The sequence below is a fragment of the Roseburia sp. AF02-12 genome, from assembly GCF_003461765.1.
Lineage (GTDB): Bacteria > Bacillota > Clostridia > Lachnospirales > Lachnospiraceae > Roseburia_C > Roseburia_C amylophila.
Map to the genome: position 1 here is coordinate 886,141 of NZ_QTXS01000001.1, position 15,602 is coordinate 901,742.

17 protein-coding genes are annotated in these 15,602 nt (G+C 40.1%); all 17 read right to left on the minus strand.

Translation table 11 applies throughout. The features are described from left to right. Positions 1–8: 8 nt before the first annotated feature. The 17 genes from DV740_RS04410 to DV740_RS04490 all read right to left on the minus strand — a co-directional run bounded on the left by DV740_RS04410 (position 9) and on the right by DV740_RS04490 (position 15,601). Entirely contained in the window at positions 9–884 is an 876-nt protein-coding gene (locus tag DV740_RS04410) for a MinD/ParA family protein (RefSeq protein ID WP_118087525.1), read from the minus strand. Between the two features lie 4 nt (positions 885–888). Continuing rightward, positions 889–2,124 (minus strand): flagellar biosynthesis protein FlhF, encoded by a 1,236-nt coding sequence (gene flhF, locus DV740_RS04415; protein WP_118087526.1) that lies wholly within the window; start codon positions 2,122–2,124, stop codon positions 889–891. A 1-nt stretch (position 2,125) separates the two neighbouring features. After that, positions 2,126–4,159, minus strand: coding sequence for a flagellar biosynthesis protein FlhA (gene flhA, locus DV740_RS04420; protein WP_022243294.1), 2,034 nt, complete (start codon positions 4,157–4,159; stop codon positions 2,126–2,128). A 30-nt stretch (positions 4,160–4,189) separates the two neighbouring features. Further along, complete coding sequence (flhB, locus tag DV740_RS04425; protein WP_118087527.1) at positions 4,190–5,317, minus strand: flagellar biosynthesis protein FlhB; 1,128 nt, start codon at positions 5,315–5,317, stop codon at positions 4,190–4,192. Between the two features lie 25 nt (positions 5,318–5,342). Beyond that, complete coding sequence (gene fliR, locus DV740_RS04430) at positions 5,343–6,125, minus strand: flagellar biosynthetic protein FliR (protein ID WP_117699047.1); 783 nt, start codon at positions 6,123–6,125, stop codon at positions 5,343–5,345. Between the two features lie 20 nt (positions 6,126–6,145). After that, entirely contained in the window at positions 6,146–6,415 is a 270-nt protein-coding gene (gene fliQ, locus DV740_RS04435) for a flagellar biosynthesis protein FliQ (protein ID WP_197420812.1), read from the minus strand. A 20-nt stretch (positions 6,416–6,435) separates the two neighbouring features. After that, positions 6,436–7,293: a flagellar type III secretion system pore protein FliP gene (fliP, locus tag DV740_RS04440; RefSeq protein ID WP_117841165.1), complete on the minus strand. Its 858-nt coding sequence runs from the start codon at positions 7,291–7,293 to the stop codon at positions 6,436–6,438. Further along, positions 7,286–7,684, minus strand: coding sequence for a flagellar biosynthetic protein FliO (locus DV740_RS04445; protein ID WP_022243299.1), 399 nt, complete (start codon positions 7,682–7,684; stop codon positions 7,286–7,288). The genes fliP and DV740_RS04445 overlap by 8 nt, the downstream gene beginning before the upstream one ends. A gap of 1 nt (position 7,685) precedes the next feature. After that, on the minus strand, positions 7,686–8,048 hold the full coding sequence (locus DV740_RS04450; protein WP_117699050.1) for a response regulator: 363 nt from the start codon (positions 8,046–8,048) through the stop codon (positions 7,686–7,688). A 20-nt stretch (positions 8,049–8,068) separates the two neighbouring features. Further along, entirely contained in the window at positions 8,069–9,223 is a 1,155-nt protein-coding gene (gene fliY, locus DV740_RS04455; RefSeq protein WP_117699051.1) for a flagellar motor switch phosphatase FliY, read from the minus strand. Between the two features lie 3 nt (positions 9,224–9,226). Next, on the minus strand, positions 9,227–10,207 hold the full coding sequence (fliM, locus tag DV740_RS04460; protein WP_117699052.1) for a flagellar motor switch protein FliM: 981 nt from the start codon (positions 10,205–10,207) through the stop codon (positions 9,227–9,229). A 42-nt stretch (positions 10,208–10,249) separates the two neighbouring features. Next, entirely contained in the window at positions 10,250–10,762 is a 513-nt protein-coding gene (locus DV740_RS04465; RefSeq protein WP_117699053.1) for a flagellar basal body-associated FliL family protein, read from the minus strand. 11 nt (positions 10,763–10,773) lie between these two features. Continuing rightward, the gene (locus tag DV740_RS04470) at positions 10,774–11,607 is read right to left on the minus strand and encodes an OmpA/MotB family protein (protein ID WP_118057398.1); all 834 of its coding nucleotides are present in this window, start codon (positions 11,605–11,607) and stop codon (positions 10,774–10,776) included. Further along, positions 11,607–12,407, minus strand: a complete 801-nt coding sequence (locus DV740_RS04475; protein WP_117841168.1) for a motility protein A — start codon at positions 12,405–12,407, stop codon at positions 11,607–11,609. Before DV740_RS04475 ends, DV740_RS04470 begins: the two co-directional genes overlap by 1 nt. A 254-nt stretch (positions 12,408–12,661) precedes the next feature. Further along, positions 12,662–14,368, minus strand: coding sequence for a flagellar hook protein FlgE (locus DV740_RS04480; protein ID WP_118087528.1), 1,707 nt, complete (start codon positions 14,366–14,368; stop codon positions 12,662–12,664). A gap of 81 nt (positions 14,369–14,449) precedes the next feature. Next, a complete protein-coding gene (locus DV740_RS04485) occupies positions 14,450–14,848 on the minus strand; it encodes a TIGR02530 family flagellar biosynthesis protein (RefSeq protein ID WP_022243307.1) in 399 nt (132 codons plus the stop codon). Between the two features lie 30 nt (positions 14,849–14,878). Then, complete coding sequence (locus DV740_RS04490) at positions 14,879–15,601, minus strand: flagellar hook capping FlgD N-terminal domain-containing protein (protein ID WP_117841170.1); 723 nt, start codon at positions 15,599–15,601, stop codon at positions 14,879–14,881. Position 15,602: the final 1 nt, after the last annotated feature.

Sequence of the window (15,602 nt, forward strand, 5' to 3'; positions counted from 1 at the left end):
TCTATCACCTATCTGTTATTAAAAAATTCAGCAAACAACTGGGCAAAGCCCCGCTTCATCAACGGAATATCATGCGCACCTTCTATAAGATTATTTGCAAGTATCTCAAATGCTTTTGCCGACTTGGTCTCCGGTGCATATAAAGATACTGTCTGCTGCTGGCGTATTGCTTTTTCAAACATGGAATCCTGCGGTATCATGCCGAGATATTCAAGATTACCATTTAAAAACTGTGACACAACGGTATTTAATTTATCATATACTGCCTGTCCATCTTCCACAGAATTTACACGGTTGGCAACCACATGAATCTGCGTTCCGCTTTTGGCAAAATTCGGATTCCGGTGCAGTGCCTTTAACAGAGAATAGGAATCGGTCAGTGAGCTTGGTTCCGGTGTTGATACCAGAAGGACCTCCGGACAAGCCATAACAAATTCCAATACGCTGTCTGCAATTCCTGCTCCGGTATCCACCAGTACAATATCAGCCATTTCATCTAACTGTGCCAGATTACGTACTAAAAAAGTAATCTGATCCTTGGACAGATTATTCATTCCCACAATGCCGGAGCCGCCTGAGATAAAGCTTACTCCTGCCGGTCCCTCTGTTATAATCTGCCGTATATCCATTCCCCGGTATATAACATCACTCAAATTATGTTTTGGTATTGCTCCAAGCATAACTTCTACATTTGCCAGTCCCAAATCAGCATCAAAAATAATAACTTTCTTATTCATTTTCTGAAGCTGGATTGCCAGATTAACTGTAACGCTGGATTTTCCCACGCCACCTTTTCCACTGGTAACCGTAATTACTCTTGCTTTCTGGGGAAGCTTCTGGTTCTTTAATTTAATTACATTGCGCAGCTTTTCTGCCTGATCCATATTATTATCTGCCTCCCAATAACTGTTTTACAATTTTCTGTGACTGGAAAATTTCAATATCATCTGGCACATTCTGCCCTGTTGTCACATAGGAAACATCCGCACCAGAATACATGCGAATATTTAACAGACTACCATAACTACTGGTTTCATCTAATTTAGTAAAAATAATCTTATAATCCGATATCTCATGGTATTTATCTACAATTTCCATCAAATCGCGGTATTTTGTAGTTGCGCTTAATACCAGATAAACATCCTTCTCATATTTGTCATCCAGACTTTCTATGAGGTTTCTCATATCTTTTCTCTGTTCTTCATTCTTATAAGAGAATCCTGCGGTATCTACCAGAACGAGATCATAATCCTTTACACGCTCTATGGCTGCATTCATTTCTTCCGATGAATAAATAACTGTCAGCGGTGTATCTAAGATATTCGCATAAGTACGTAACTGTTCTGCCGCAGCAATCCGATAAGTATCTGCTGTTAAAAGTGCTACTTTTTTGCCATAATCCACTTTAAATCTGGAAGCCACTTTTGCAATGGTTGTTGTCTTGCCAACACCGGTTGGTCCAATAAAAAATACGATTTTAGGCTGTCCCGGTACCAGTTCAATCTTTTGAGGCTGTCCGAATTTTAATACCATTTTCTGGTAAACATTGGATAAGATAATGTCCATGCTTGCACTGCCTCTTAAATTCTTCTCCACATCATCTAATATCTGGTTGACATATCTTTCATTCACTTCATTATCCAGTAATGTTTCATAAATCATGCGGATACAACGGAAAGTCTCAGACTGCTGATGCTTCATATCCTTTGGAGCATCAGTTTCCTTTTCCGGCTTTTCCTCTTCTTTTGGTTCTTCTTCTTTTTCCGGTTTTAACTTCTTTTCTAATAAATTAGAAAGACTTTCTATCTTTTCTTCCAAATCATGACTGCTTTCCGGATGAATGGCTGCTGGTTCCGGTGCCGGAATTTCAATTTTTTCATTTGCTGCAAAATTTATGCTGTCATGCATCTTTAATGGAGCATGTAACGCAGGAAGAGGATTAACTGTCTGTTCCTTTTCCTCTAATGCTGCCGTCACTTCATAAGTTGTGCTCTTTAATGCCCGGAATAAACCCTTCGGTTTGATTTCCTTTACATTCATAATCACAACTGCTTCTCCCATTTCCTTTTTCGCCTTATCAACTGCCTCTTCTCTTGTTCTGCCCTGAAATTTATTAATCGTCATTTTATGCTGTCACCATCCCTACTGATTGTAATTCCACATTTGATTCCACTTCATTATAAGACACCACAATGAGGTCTTTGAAATAGTCCTCGGTGAGTTTCTTAAAATACATCCGCACAATTGGCGAAGTAATGACAATCGGATTCTTTCCAATATTCTCTAACTTCGCCACTTCCTGCTTCAAGGATTCCATAATATTCTTGGTCTTCTCCGGATCTAAAGTCAGATAAGCCCCCTGCTCAGTCTGTTTTACAGAACCCATGATTTCCTGTTCCACCTTCGGATCTAATGTTACCACGCTGGTTGTCTCATTTGCCGGAAAGTATTTACTTGAAATTGCACGTTTTAATCCCTGACGCACATATTCTGTCAATACATCGGTATCCCTGGTTGTTACCGCATGGTCTGCTAAATTTTCAAAAATCGTAAGCAGATCACGGATAGAGATGCCCTCCTGTAAAAGATTCTGTAAGACTTTCTGAATCTCACCAATACTAAGAAGCTTTGGTGTAAGCTCATCCACAAGTGCAGGATTGTTTTCCTTGATATTACTAATAAGATTAGATACATCCTGTCTGGTAAGAAGTTCTGCAATATGGGAACGGATTACCTCTGTCAGATGGGTGGCAATAATAGATGGCGGATCTACTACGGTATAGCCAAGACTCTCCGCACGCTCTCTCTGTCCCTCTGTAATCCAGATTGCCGGCAGATGGAAGGATGGCTCAAAGGTCGGAATACCGGTGATTTCCTCTTCCACATATCCCGGATTCATTGCCATATAGTGGTCAAAAAGGATTTCCCCTTCTGTTACCTGAATTCCCTTTATCTTAATAATATACTGGTTAGGATTTAACTGAATATTATCACGCAGACGAATAATCGGAACCACTGTTCCAAGTTCCAGTGCAATCTGTCTACGGATCATTACTACACGGTCCAAAAGGTCTCCACCCTGATTTACATCTGCCAGTGGAATAATACCATAACCAAACTCCAGTTCAATAGGATCAACCTGAAGCAGTGAAACCACATTCTCCGGCCGCCGGATTTCTTCTGCCGCCGTTTCATCTGCATTGGTTTCCTCTTCGATTTCTTCCACCTTTACATCCTTTTGTATCTTCCGTCCGGCAGCTAAAAATGCAATGCCAAGTGCACAGAAAAGTACCGGATTCAGCGGAGTTGCAATTCCAAGAAAGGTTATCGTTGCACCTACAATATACAATACCTTGGGAATTCCAAAAAGCTGTTTTACCAGCATGGATCCAAAATCTGCTTCACTGGATGCTTTTGTTACCAGAATACCTGTTGCCAGCGAAATCAAAAGAGACGGAACCTGGCTGACCAGTCCATCACCAATAGTTAATATACCATATTTCTGAAGTGCCTCCATGGCAGACAGCCCGCCATTCATGACCCCCATAATTGTTCCACCAATCAGGTTGATGAATGTAATAATAAGGCCGGCCGTTGCATCTCCTTTTACATACTTGGTTGCACCATCCATAGAACCAAAGAAGTTAGATTCCTGCTGAATCTTAGTTCTCCGTTCTCTTGCTTCCTTCTCTGTGATGGCACCAGTATTTAAATCTGCGTCAATTGCCATCTGTTTTCCAGGCATTGCATCCAATGTAAAACGTGCAGTTACCTCAGATACACGCTCAGAACCTTTATTGATAACGATAAACTGTATCAGAATCAGGACAATAAATACAATTGCTCCGATTACAAGATTACCACCACCTACAAAGCCTCCAAAGGTCTCTACTACATTTCCTGGTTCACCGGTAGATAAAATCAATCGGGTGGAAGAAACGTTTAATGAGATTCGGAATATGGTGGTAAACAATAACAGTGTCGGGAAAAATGACATATCCAGCACTTCTTTTGCAAATAATGCATTAAAAAGAATAATCATTGCCAGTGAAATATTAATCGCCAGCATGACATCCAATAAAATAGAAGGAATCGGAATAATAAAGAATATGACTGCAGCAAGAAGATAGATTGCTACACCAAAATCCGCTTTTTTCATTCCGGTTTCCTCCTTTCATTTAAATTCGTATTAATTTCTGCCTTTTAGATTGTAAACCATCGCAAGCACTTCTGCAACTGCCTGATACAATTCTGGTGGAATTTCTGCTCCGACATTTACATTTGCATAAAGCATACGCGCCAACGGTTTATTCTCTACAATTTCCACCTGATTTTCTCTTGCCACTTCCTTAATCTTTGCAGCCAGAAAATCTTCACCCTTTGCAACCACAACCGGTGCTTTGGATACTTCCGCATCATACCTTATCGCAACTGCATAATGGGTCGGGTTCGTAATGACTACGTCTGCCTTCGGCACATCCTGCATCATTCGGCGCTGCGATGCCTCACGCATTCTCTGACGCTGTCTTCCCTTAATCTGTGGGTCTCCTTCAGTATTCTTATACTCGTCCTTTACCTCCTGTTTGGTCATCTTCATTTCTTCTTTGAATTTATGTTTCTGATAAATCAAATCAGCGATTCCGACAATCAGGTAAACCAGGCTTGTTTTTAAACCCACATCCACAATAAGTCCGGCAATCAATGCAACTGCCTGCAACAGTTCCATATCATAGATAACAAATAATTCTCCCTGCCTGTCCTTAATCTCGGAATACGCCACATACATGACCAGTGCCACTTTGACAATAGACTTTACAAGTTCAAACAGAGAATCTTTGGAAAACATCCGTTTAAAACCATTGATAGGATTAAACTTTGATAATTCCGGTTTTAATGGCTTCCCGCTTATTTTCCAGCCCACCTGAAGTACACTGACTAAAAACGTTACCACCATTCCGATTAAAAGAAACGGTATCATGACCTTTATCATTTCAATCACAGCCTGTGACATTAGCATATGGCTGGATTTTACTGTCATGCCTGTCTTATTTTCTAATAGAATATCCGGGATTTTCCGATAGAAACCTGAAAACTCATTCATTAAGGTTTCTGAAACATAGCTTCCAAAAATCTTCAATCCCAGGAATAAAACAATTAAATCTACTGCTCCGGAAAATTCCTTGCTTTTTGCAACTTTTCCTTCTTCTCTTGCATCTTTTAATTTTTTTGCAGTTGCCGGCTCTGTCTTTTCGCCGCCAGGTCCCTCTTTTGCGAACCACTGCAGATTATATTTCAGAAGTAAATCTCTTTCCTCCATATAAATCTCCTATTCATGTACCAGCTTATCCATGCATTCCTGATGCAATTCCGGTAACCATCCGTTTCATCTCAGTAAACACAAAATCGGATACATACGGAAGCAGCTGTATCGTCAAAAACAAAACCAGAAATCCAAGCAATATCTTAAGCTGAATACCAACAGAAAACATATTCATCTGTGGTGCAATCTTTGCCATGATTCCAAGAATACAGTTCAATATCATTAACACTGCAAAAACAGGAAGTGCCACCCGGAAACCAAGCACCATGGAATCCGTCATATAAGAAACCATGGTCTGAAGCAGGGAATCCCACATAAAATTCTGACCATTTACCGGAATCAGAGTGAAAGAATCAACAATTGCCTGTAAGATATACTGATACATTCCACTGGACATGAGCAATAACATGACCAGATAATTATAAAAATTACCTGTTATCGGAGAATTTGTTTTACTTACCGGATCATACTCGGTCGCCATGGACAAGCCCATATTTAAATCCATAATATTACCCGCAAATAAAACAATGGAATTACAAATATTTGCTCCAAAACCAATCAGCAATCCTGTAATTCCCTCTTTCACGACAATTGTGGCATATTCAATTACTCCTCCATATTCTATCGTGCTTTCAGGTAATACTCCAATCAACAGGATGGATACAAATACTGAGAAACCAATTTTGACTCTTCCCGGAGTATTCGACATGCTAAAAAATGGAGCCGAAAAAACAAAAGAAGTAATCCTCACCAGAACCAGCAAAAAATATTCAAATGTAAGCAGTGAGAAACTATAATTAACCATGTTTTATCTCTACCTGTATATCAACTGATATATAAACTAAAATCAGACCACAATCTCGTCATAAAATCAGTCATATTATTCAGCATCCACGCTCCAAAGAGAAGCATTCCTGCAAATACAGCCAGAATCTTCGGTACAAAGGTAAGCGTCTGTTCCTGAATAGATGTAACCGTCTGAAAAATACTAATAATCAAGCCTACGATAAGTGATATTAAAAGCAATGGAGCCGAAGTTAAAATAATATTATAAATAGCGTCCCTTGCAATATCTAAAACTTCTCCCTGTGTGATCAATTTCTACACCTCTTTCATCAGTAAAATGTCTCTACCAGTTCCCTGATAACAAGATTCCATCCATCAGCAAGCACAAACAGCAGAATCTTAAACGGAAGAGAAATCGTAGTTGGCGGAAGCATCATCATACCCATCGACATAAGGACAGATGCTACTACCATGTCAATTACAATAAACGGAATATATATAACAAATCCAATAATAAATGCCTGTCTCAGCTCACTTAAAATAAAGCTCGGAATCAGCACAGTATTGGATATATCATCCTGTGTCTCATAAGTCACGCCGGCAATGTCACAAAATGTATTGATATCCTTTGCCTGTGTCTGTTTAAACATAAATTCACGGATTGGCTCCATTCCTGCCTCAAAGGCCTGTTCCTGCGTGATTTCACCGGCATCCAACGGTTTCAATGCATTTTCATTAATCTGTGAGAAAACCGGGTTCATAATAAACAGGGTAAGGAACAACGCCAGTCCAATCAACACCTGATTTGGCGGAACAGTCTGCGTTCCAATTGCTGCTCTTACAAAATGAAGCACAATAATAATTCTGGTAAAGGAAGTCAGCATAATAAGAATAGATGGTGCTAACGCAATTACAGTCAGTACCAGAAAAATCCGAACTGTCCCGGATAAATTTCCCTCTCCATTATTAATATTAACAGAAAGTCCATTATTACCAGAGGATGCTGTTCCATCTGGACCATTGCCATTTTCAGTTGACTGATTACTATTACTGCTGTCAGTTACCCCAGGTATATTTACAGATGCCGCATACGCTTTCTGTGGTACAAATGCCACCAGTGTAACAACAACTGCAATAACCGCAAATATAAAAGATACCAGACAGTATTTCTTCTTAAAATTACTCATCCTTATGCCTGCTCTTCGGTAAATGTTCTTTGAACTGTTTCATAATGTTAGAGAAACTTTCTCCTGTATTCTGATATTTCACCGTATCTTCCAGCGAAACATCATTTAACTGTTCCCTTGTAAGCTGTGCTAACATCGTCACTTCATCTTTTCCGATTCCGATTACGAGATAGGTCTCTCCCACCTCTATAATCTGAATATACTTATTTGTAGTGAGTTTCATAGTCTCCACTACCCGCATATTCTTCTGAAAATTATGTTGCTTCTGATATCCGGCAATCCATTTTGTTACATAATATGTAATTGCAAGCACAAAAACAAATATCAGCAATACACCTATCAATTGGAAAAAGCTTTGTACACCCGATGTTCTGCTACTCAGTAATATCATATTAACCCACTACTTTTTTTACTGCTTCAAGAACACGTTCTGCCTGAAATGGTTTTACAATAAAATCCTTTGCACCAGACTGGATTGCTTCAATAACCATTGCCTGCTGGCCCATTGCAGAACACATAATTACACATGCACTTGCATCTGCTTCTTTAATCTTTTTTAATGCCTGAATTCCGTCCATCTCCGGCATGGTAATATCCATCAGTACCAGGTCTGGATGTACTTCATTATATTTTTCGATTGCCTTTACTCCATTTTCTGCTTCTCCGGCAACTGTATATCCATTTTTGGTAAGGATATCCTTAATCATCATTCTCATAAAAGCTGCATCATCACAAATTAAAATACTCTTTGCCATATTAGTTATCTCCTTGCTAATTATTTAATAATCTCTGTAATTCTTACACCAAAGCTTTCTTCAATTACAACTACTTCACCTTTTGCAACGTACTTTCCATTTACCAGTACATCAATTGGTTCTCCAGCAATCTTATTCAATTCAATGATTGTTCCCGGAGCAAAATCCAATATATCATGAATGGATTTACTGGTTCTTCCCAGTTCCACGGTTACTTCCAATGGTACATCCATAATAAGATCAATATTTTCCTTTGGAAATACCCCATTCATATCTCCAGTAAAATTTTGGAACTGAGCCGGCTGTACATTTACCTGCTGGTTTGCATACATTGCCGACATATCTACAGGTTGTCCCATCATTGGCTGCCCCATCATCGGCTGTCCCATCATTGGCTGCTGATTTATCATTGGCTGAGGCTGTGGTGCTGGCTGGCTTGCCTGTGGTTGTGGTGCAGGAGCCGGTGCCGGCTGTGGTGTTGCTTCCTGTATTGGTTCATTTCCACCTGTCATGGTCTCCGTAATACTTTTACACATCTCTCTCGCAAAAGATACCGGATACAGCTGCATGATTTCACTGTCCACAAGATCACCAATTTCCATTTTAAAAGAGATTTTCACAAATGGCTGTGTCAGGAAATCATCAATTGCTCCCTCATCAATATTTCCTGTCAGATCAATCAGATCTGCAACAGGCGGGCTGATATCAATCTTTTTATTCAGCATGGATGATAATGATGTAGCTGCAGAACCCATCATCTGATTCATTGCTTCACTGATTGCGCTTAAATGAAGCTCTCCCAGTTCCACGTCTGTATTGGTTCCGTCTCCTCCCATCATAAGATCTGTAATGACCTTAACATCATGCTCCTTTAATATCAGGATATTGCTTCCATCCAATCCAACAGTGAATCCGATTCGTATAAATACACACGGACGCTCATACGCCTTTACCACGTCGTCCCAGTTTGCCATGGTAACAACCGGTGTGGATATTTCCACTTTACGGTTCACCAGCGAAAACAATGTCGTTGCTGCGGTACCCATACTGATATTAGCAATTTCACCGATTGTGTCTTTTTCTGAATCACTCAGCTGTCCATCTGCCGTATCTGATGATGCACCCGGATTATTTAGCAGGGCATTGATTTCTTCTTGCGATAGTACTCCATCCATCACTTACTGCTCCTCTCTAATTACTGACATTACTCTTACTGCATAGTCATCACCCGAAGCTCCCGGCAATGCAGTAAACTTACGAATGTTTCCAACGTAAACATCCAGCTCCTGGTCCACTTTCGTGTCCAATCTAACTATATCACCCACCTGTAAATTCATGAAGTCGTTTACCGATATGGTGCTGTTACCTAAAATTGCTTTTACAGGTATCGGTGCTTTTGAAATCAAAGTTTCAATTGCTTCCGTATAACGCTGTTCATCTTTTTCCTGCATGGTAGAATACCAGTATTTTGTATTCAACTTGTCCATAACAGGTTCCAAAGTAAGATACGGAAGGCAGATATTCATCAGACCTTCAACATCTCCTATTTTTACATTAATTGTAACAATTGCAATCATTTCACTCGGAGAAATAATCTGGGCAAACTGCGAATTTGTTTCAATACGTTCCAGTCTTGGATGTAAATCCACAACATTTTCCCACGGTTCCCGGAGCAGGTCGACGCAGACTCCCATAATTCTTTCTATAATCAGCAACTCTATTTCTGAAAAGTCACGGACTTTCGCTAATGGTTCTCCGCTTCCACCAAGCATACGATCCACCATGGCATATGCAAGATTTGAAGCAATCTCCAGAATAACCGAACCTTTCAATGGAGAAAAATTAACAATACCAAGAACCACCGGATTAGAAAGTGCATTTGAAAACTCAGAATAGGTAACTGCTTCAGAGTTCATCACCTCAACCTGAATATTTTTTCTTAGATAAACCGGAAGATTTGTGGATATCAGTCTGCCATAATGTTCAAACACAATCTCCAGTGTTCTTAAGTGTTCTTTTGAAAACTTGGAAGGTCTGGCGAAATCATAATTCTTAATCTGCTTCTCGCCATTGTCCTTCATTTCTTCTACATCCAGCTCGCCGCTGCTCAATGCCTGAAGCAGGTTATCTATCTCATTCTGAGATAAAACTTCGCTCACGGACTCTCACCACCTTATATTTCATGCTTACTATTTTTAATCCTATACTACAGTTACTTCCGAGAAGTTGACTGCAATGATAAAATCTGAACCAAACTGCTTCTGTAGTTCTGCCAGTATAGCGTCTTTAACCGCCTGCCGATCCGCATTAAATTCATCCATTGTATAGGTATTAATTACGCTATTAATGGTATCTTTTAAAATTGTTTCACGATCAGCCATATCTTCGCCATAGGTTTTATATCCATCGTTCTTGCTGTCCATGGAAATGGATGCTGTAAGCTTTACATAATGAGTTTCGCCATCTGCACCTGTTTTTAAATTGATTGTCATGGCATCTTCAATTTTATAGGTCACAATCTGGTCCATTGGAATGCTGGCAGACTCAGTTCCATCCCCACTCTCCAGCTCCAGATCAATTGCACTGCATACCTTGTTTACCAGCTCATTGGATTTCTTTGTTTGCGGCAGGATTGTTATTGTAAGTATTCCTGTCAAAATCAGGTTCACCAGAACCAGTGCCAAAATAAGCACTGACATAAGGTTCTTCTTCATCTCATTTCCTCCTATTCTGTAGCGCCGCCGGAATTATATGAATTATATACCTTAATTTCAACACGACGGTTTCTTGCTCTGCCTTCCTCTGTAGTATTATCTGCTACAGGAACATATTCCCCTCTTCCTGAGGATTTAATCAGTGCCGGATCCAATGTGGTATTATCCCGGATAAAATCCGCCACAGAAAGTGCCCGGTACATGGACAGTACATTATTGTTTTCATATTTTGACGAATGGATTGGCACATTGTCGGTATGTCCTTCAATTTCAATCACATTGCTGTCATAGTTTTCCAGGATAGTTCCTATTTTAGCAATCAGCGGCTGGGCATCTTCCCGGATATTTGCCTTTGCCGAATCAAATAATATTGCTCCATTTAATGTAAGTTTTACATACTCGGCATTAAAATCTACTTCCACCTGATTCTGTAATCCCCCCGCCTCTATCTGCTGCTCGATTTGTTCTGCCATTTGTTCTGATTCCGACAATGCCTGTTCTTTATACTGCTCTGCTACATCTGTCTCAGTCTCAGTCTCTTCTGTTTTGCCACCCTGGGAATCCCCATCCTCTCCTGAGGACGTTTCAAAAAAAACATCAATATTCGGCAACTGGCTGATTCCGTTGCCCACCATTTCTCCCTCGCCAATACTCATACTGCCTGCCGGCATAATACTTAAGCTGCTCTGCAGCGAGGCTATCACCATCTGAAACTTCTCTGCATCAACGGTAGACATGGAAAAAAGCAACACGAAAAAGCACAGCAACAGATTCATCAAATCACTAAAGGTGGTTATCCAGCCAGCCGCCGGCTTTGCTTCCGGTTCCCGCTTCTTTCTCGCCATTATTCTTCACCTCCGGCTTCATCTTGTGCATTATAAGCCTCTCTTGCCTGTGGTGACAGGAATGATTTCAGTTTTTCTTCTATTACACGAGGGTTTTCTCCTGCCTGAATAGACAAAAGTCCCTCAACGGTAACCTCTTTCATTATAATTTCTCTGGCATTATTATCTGACATCTTTGATGCAATTGGATTACAGATCCAGTTAGATATCAGCGAACCATACAATGTTGTAATCAGGGCAACTGCCATATTAGGTCCGATGGAAGATGCATCCTGTAAATCCTTCAACATATTAATCAGACCAATCAGGGTACCAATCATACCCCAGGCCGGAGCTAATTCTCCCCACTTTTCCCAGAAGCCGATTACTTTCTTATGCCGGTCCTCAATGCAGCCCAAATCTGTTTCCAGAATTCCACGCACCAGTTCCGGGTCAGTTCCATCTACTACCAGCATAACACCTTTTTTCAGAAAGTCATCATCAATATCATTCGCTGCTTCTTCCAATGCAAGAAGCCCCTCTTTTCTGGCAATATTTGAAAGATTAATGATATTTCCAATAATCTCACTCGGGTCATTCTTATGTAACTTAAAAGCATTTCCCGCTGACTTAAAGCCATTAATGAAATCTGCCATACTGTTACATGCCAGAACACCAGCAATAGATCCTCCAATCGTAATAACAGCGGATGGGAAGTCCATATATGTATTCCATATTGCCGATACACCTGCACTTTGAATAATTCCAAATAAAACCATTGCAAGTCCCATCAAGGTACCAATAAGTGATGCTATATCCAATTTATCCACCTACATTTCTATAAAATTATGGGAACACCATTCTTTTGAAAATGGTCCTTGTTACCCACCTTTTTGTATTTTCATTTTCATTTCTATATAATCTTACTAAACTTTCAGCAAAATGTCTACTTTTTTTACAATTATTTTAGAAACAATTCCATTTTCTATTATACCATATATAGGGGAACTATCAAATATAGTCCCCCTATATGTACTGTTTTTATATTATTTTTCGCTATATCTGACTATTTTTATTATCGTTTCAGATTAATCAACTCCTCAAGAAGCGTATCGGATGTAGTAATTACTCTTGAGTTTGCCTGGAAACCTCTCTGCGTGGTAATCATCTCGGTAAATTCAGAAGCCAGGTCTACGTTGGACATTTCCAGTTCTCCGGAATTCATGGTACTTCCGTTTGAAGTAATTTCGACACCAATTCCATCAAATTCACCGGAGTTTAAAGTAGTACGGTAGCAGTTATCTCCTACTTTTTCAAGTCCGGCTGCATTTGCAAAGCGGGCAGATGCAATCTGGCCCAAAAGAACAGTATTACCATTATCGTAAAAACCGTAAATTTTACCATGGGTATCTACAGATACACCGGTTAATGCTCCAAGCTTCTTACCTGTTCCGGTTGTTCCATCAATTGCTCCCGCATCCATTCCAACAGTAGATGTTCCACCGTTATTAGAATTCTTACACTGTGTAAAATCAATGGAAATATTTTCAAACTGGTCGCCTAACTGTTTCATGTTCAATGTGACTGAGCCGTTAGTGCTGTCACCCACGGAAACAAATTTACCTTTTCCAGTACCAGTATCAAACTTCAGTTCGTAATTTACTGCTGTTGCTTCAATAGTAGGTGGATTACCATCAGTAATGCTGTTGATGGTTGCACCAGGCTGTAACCCGGTATAAATATCAGAAAGTGATACGTCCGTTACTGCTTCGTATCCTTTTACTACACCACCGGCTGAAGTAATTGCACGATATACTTTGCTGTCATACTGTCCGGTAGCGGCATTCTGTGTTGTATTGATATAGTACATTTCACCACTGCTGTTACGGAACTGATGATATGTATTTCCGCCAAAGGAATTAGATGCTCCGGTATCTGTCCACTCTGTACTGATTGCATTGTAAGCAGTCTGTGCATTAGTAATTCCACCGCTGGCATTTGCTCCAAATACATCAGAAAGATTTCCACCGTTTGCCAAAAACTCCTCTAAGATATTCTTATTGGAAGAATCATAAATAGCACTTAACTCAACAGTATAAGTTCCGGCATCGGTATCTACACCTTTGACTGCAAATTTTGCTGTATAGGAATATCCCAATGCATCAAAGAAATTCAAATTCATGGCATATCCACTTTCACTGGTTATTTCTGTACTGTTTTTATCTACAATACCACCACAAACTGCATTCGTTGTTGCTTCTGCCGGAGAAGTAAGATTGCTTTCCTGCATGATACGAAGTGCAGATACCTGGTCTTTTTTAATCTGTCCGGTGGTCGGGTCTACCTGCCATCCCATAACATTGTATCCGGTAGATGTCATGGCAAGATTTCCTGAGCCATCGATATAGAAAGAACCTGCTCTGGTAAAAAGATTTTCAGTACCGTTGCTTACAACAAAGAAACTTGTTGTATTACCCTTATCTGTAATTCTTAAGTCAAATGCTTTTCCGGTTGTCTGGGCTGCCCCACCGGAAGTAATGTCGATGGAAGTAGAACCTGTTGTTACACCAAGACCAATCTGCTTGGCATTAATTCCACCGGTTCCGGTTGTTGCATTTGCTCCGGATGCACCAGAAATTGTCTGATACATAATCTCGCTGAATGTTATACTGGACTCTTTAAATGCCACGGTATTTACATTGGCAATATTGTTACCGATAACATCCATCTTTGTCTGATGTGTCTTAAGTCCTGACACAGCAGAATACATTGCTCTCATCATAATGAAATGACCTCCTAAATTTGATATCTGACGCAGAACCCATCTGTCAGTCAGGGTTCTCACAGCCTCCATAAGGTCCGGCTATGCTATTACTGCACCATCAATATTTGTAAAAACATTATTTTCTGATTCATTCTGGTCCATTGCTGTTACAACTGTCCTGCTCGGTACATTTACAATGAATGCCAGCGAATCAACTACTACTAAGGATTCTTTGATTCCTTTCTTCTCAGCCATCTCCACACCCGCTTCCAAGCGTTCACTCTGCTGGTCTGAAAGACTGATATTCCGGGTAGACAACCGCATGCTTGCATGCTTCGAAAATTTCACTTCGGAAACATCTGCTGCTTTTTGCTTTTCTTTTAATACCTCCGCAAAAGAAGCTCCCTGCTCCGGCTGCGTTTTATTACTCTTCGAAGGATTGAGATACTGGTCTGCTACCTGTTCAATGGAAGTGAATTGATTTGCTATCTTATTCATGCTTTCATCTCCCTAATAACCTTCCGTGGTTTACTCTGTTTTCCCTGTTTCTTCTGTATCTTTTTTGTCTTCTGTACCACCGTTACCTTCTGTCTTATCACCGTTTTCTCCTGCGGCAGCCTGTAACTGTTTCATTTTCTCTTCCAGTTTTACAAGTTTATCGATATCACTCTGTTTAATGAATGACTTCTGATAACTGGTCATGCTGTCATATGCTTTCCGAAGGTTGGTCAGTGTACCTGCATTATCCAGTGTAAGTTCATCTGCTGAAGGTAATGATGCAATTGCAAGTGAAAATGATTTTGCAAGGCTGATTGCATCCATGTAACTGTCGTCCATAACAGAATATAAATCGTCAATGGAGTAAAGGTTGTTATTTACCATAAGATAAGTCTTATTGTTCTCATGGATTACACTGTCTACTGTTCCGGTAACATCGGATGTCTCGCCTGTTGCAGAAGATGTAACACGAAGTACTACCTGTTTTCCCACCAGTGAATTTGCTTCCATCTCCTGTAAGGATGCCTGCATATTCTGGGTTTCCTCTAACTGTGAGAATGTTGCCAACTGTGAAATATACTCTGTATTATCTGTTGGTTCCAATGGATCCTGATATTTCATCTGTGCTACTAACAGTTGTAAAAACGCATCTTTATCCAGACTACCTCCGGATTTTTTGGAAGTAGAGGATGAGGAATTTGATTCTGCACTGGTATCCACAACCTCTCCATTTTTTATAAGCTGTGTTATCATT

What these genes read in the sequence shown, in the direction of transcription:
- DV740_RS04410 (WP_118087525.1), bottom strand. Translation starts at nt 884, where the DNA reads ATGGATCAGGCAGAAAAGCTGCGCAATGTAATTAAATTAAAGAACCAG.
- flhF (WP_118087526.1), bottom strand. Translation starts at nt 2,124, where the DNA reads ATGACGATTAATAAATTTCAGGGCAGAACAAGAGAAGAGGCAGTTGAT.
- flhA (WP_022243294.1), bottom strand. Translation starts at nt 4,159, where the DNA reads ATGAAAAAAGCGGATTTTGGTGTAGCAATCTATCTTCTTGCTGCAGTC.
- flhB (WP_118087527.1), bottom strand. Translation starts at nt 5,317, where the DNA reads ATGGAGGAAAGAGATTTACTTCTGAAATATAATCTGCAGTGGTTCGCA.
- fliR (WP_117699047.1), bottom strand. Translation starts at nt 6,125, where the DNA reads ATGGTTAATTATAGTTTCTCACTGCTTACATTTGAATATTTTTTGCTG.
- fliP (WP_117841165.1), bottom strand. Translation starts at nt 7,293, where the DNA reads ATGAGTAATTTTAAGAAGAAATACTGTCTGGTATCTTTTATATTTGCG.
- DV740_RS04445 (WP_022243299.1), bottom strand. Translation starts at nt 7,684, where the DNA reads ATGATATTACTGAGTAGCAGAACATCGGGTGTACAAAGCTTTTTCCAA.
- DV740_RS04450 (WP_117699050.1), bottom strand. Translation starts at nt 8,048, where the DNA reads ATGGCAAAGAGTATTTTAATTTGTGATGATGCAGCTTTTATGAGAATG.
- fliY (WP_117699051.1), bottom strand. Translation starts at nt 9,223, where the DNA reads ATGGATGGAGTACTATCGCAAGAAGAAATCAATGCCCTGCTAAATAAT.
- DV740_RS04465 (WP_117699053.1), bottom strand. Translation starts at nt 10,762, where the DNA reads ATGAAGAAGAACCTTATGTCAGTGCTTATTTTGGCACTGGTTCTGGTG.
- DV740_RS04470 (WP_118057398.1), bottom strand. Translation starts at nt 11,607, where the DNA reads ATGGCGAGAAAGAAGCGGGAACCGGAAGCAAAGCCGGCGGCTGGCTGG.
- DV740_RS04480 (WP_118087528.1), bottom strand. Translation starts at nt 14,368, where the DNA reads ATGATGAGAGCAATGTATTCTGCTGTGTCAGGACTTAAGACACATCAG.
- DV740_RS04485 (WP_022243307.1), bottom strand. Translation starts at nt 14,848, where the DNA reads ATGAATAAGATAGCAAATCAATTCACTTCCATTGAACAGGTAGCAGAC.
- DV740_RS04490 (WP_117841170.1), bottom strand. Translation starts at nt 15,601, where the DNA reads ATGATAACACAGCTTATAAAAAATGGAGAGGTTGTGGATACCAGTGCA.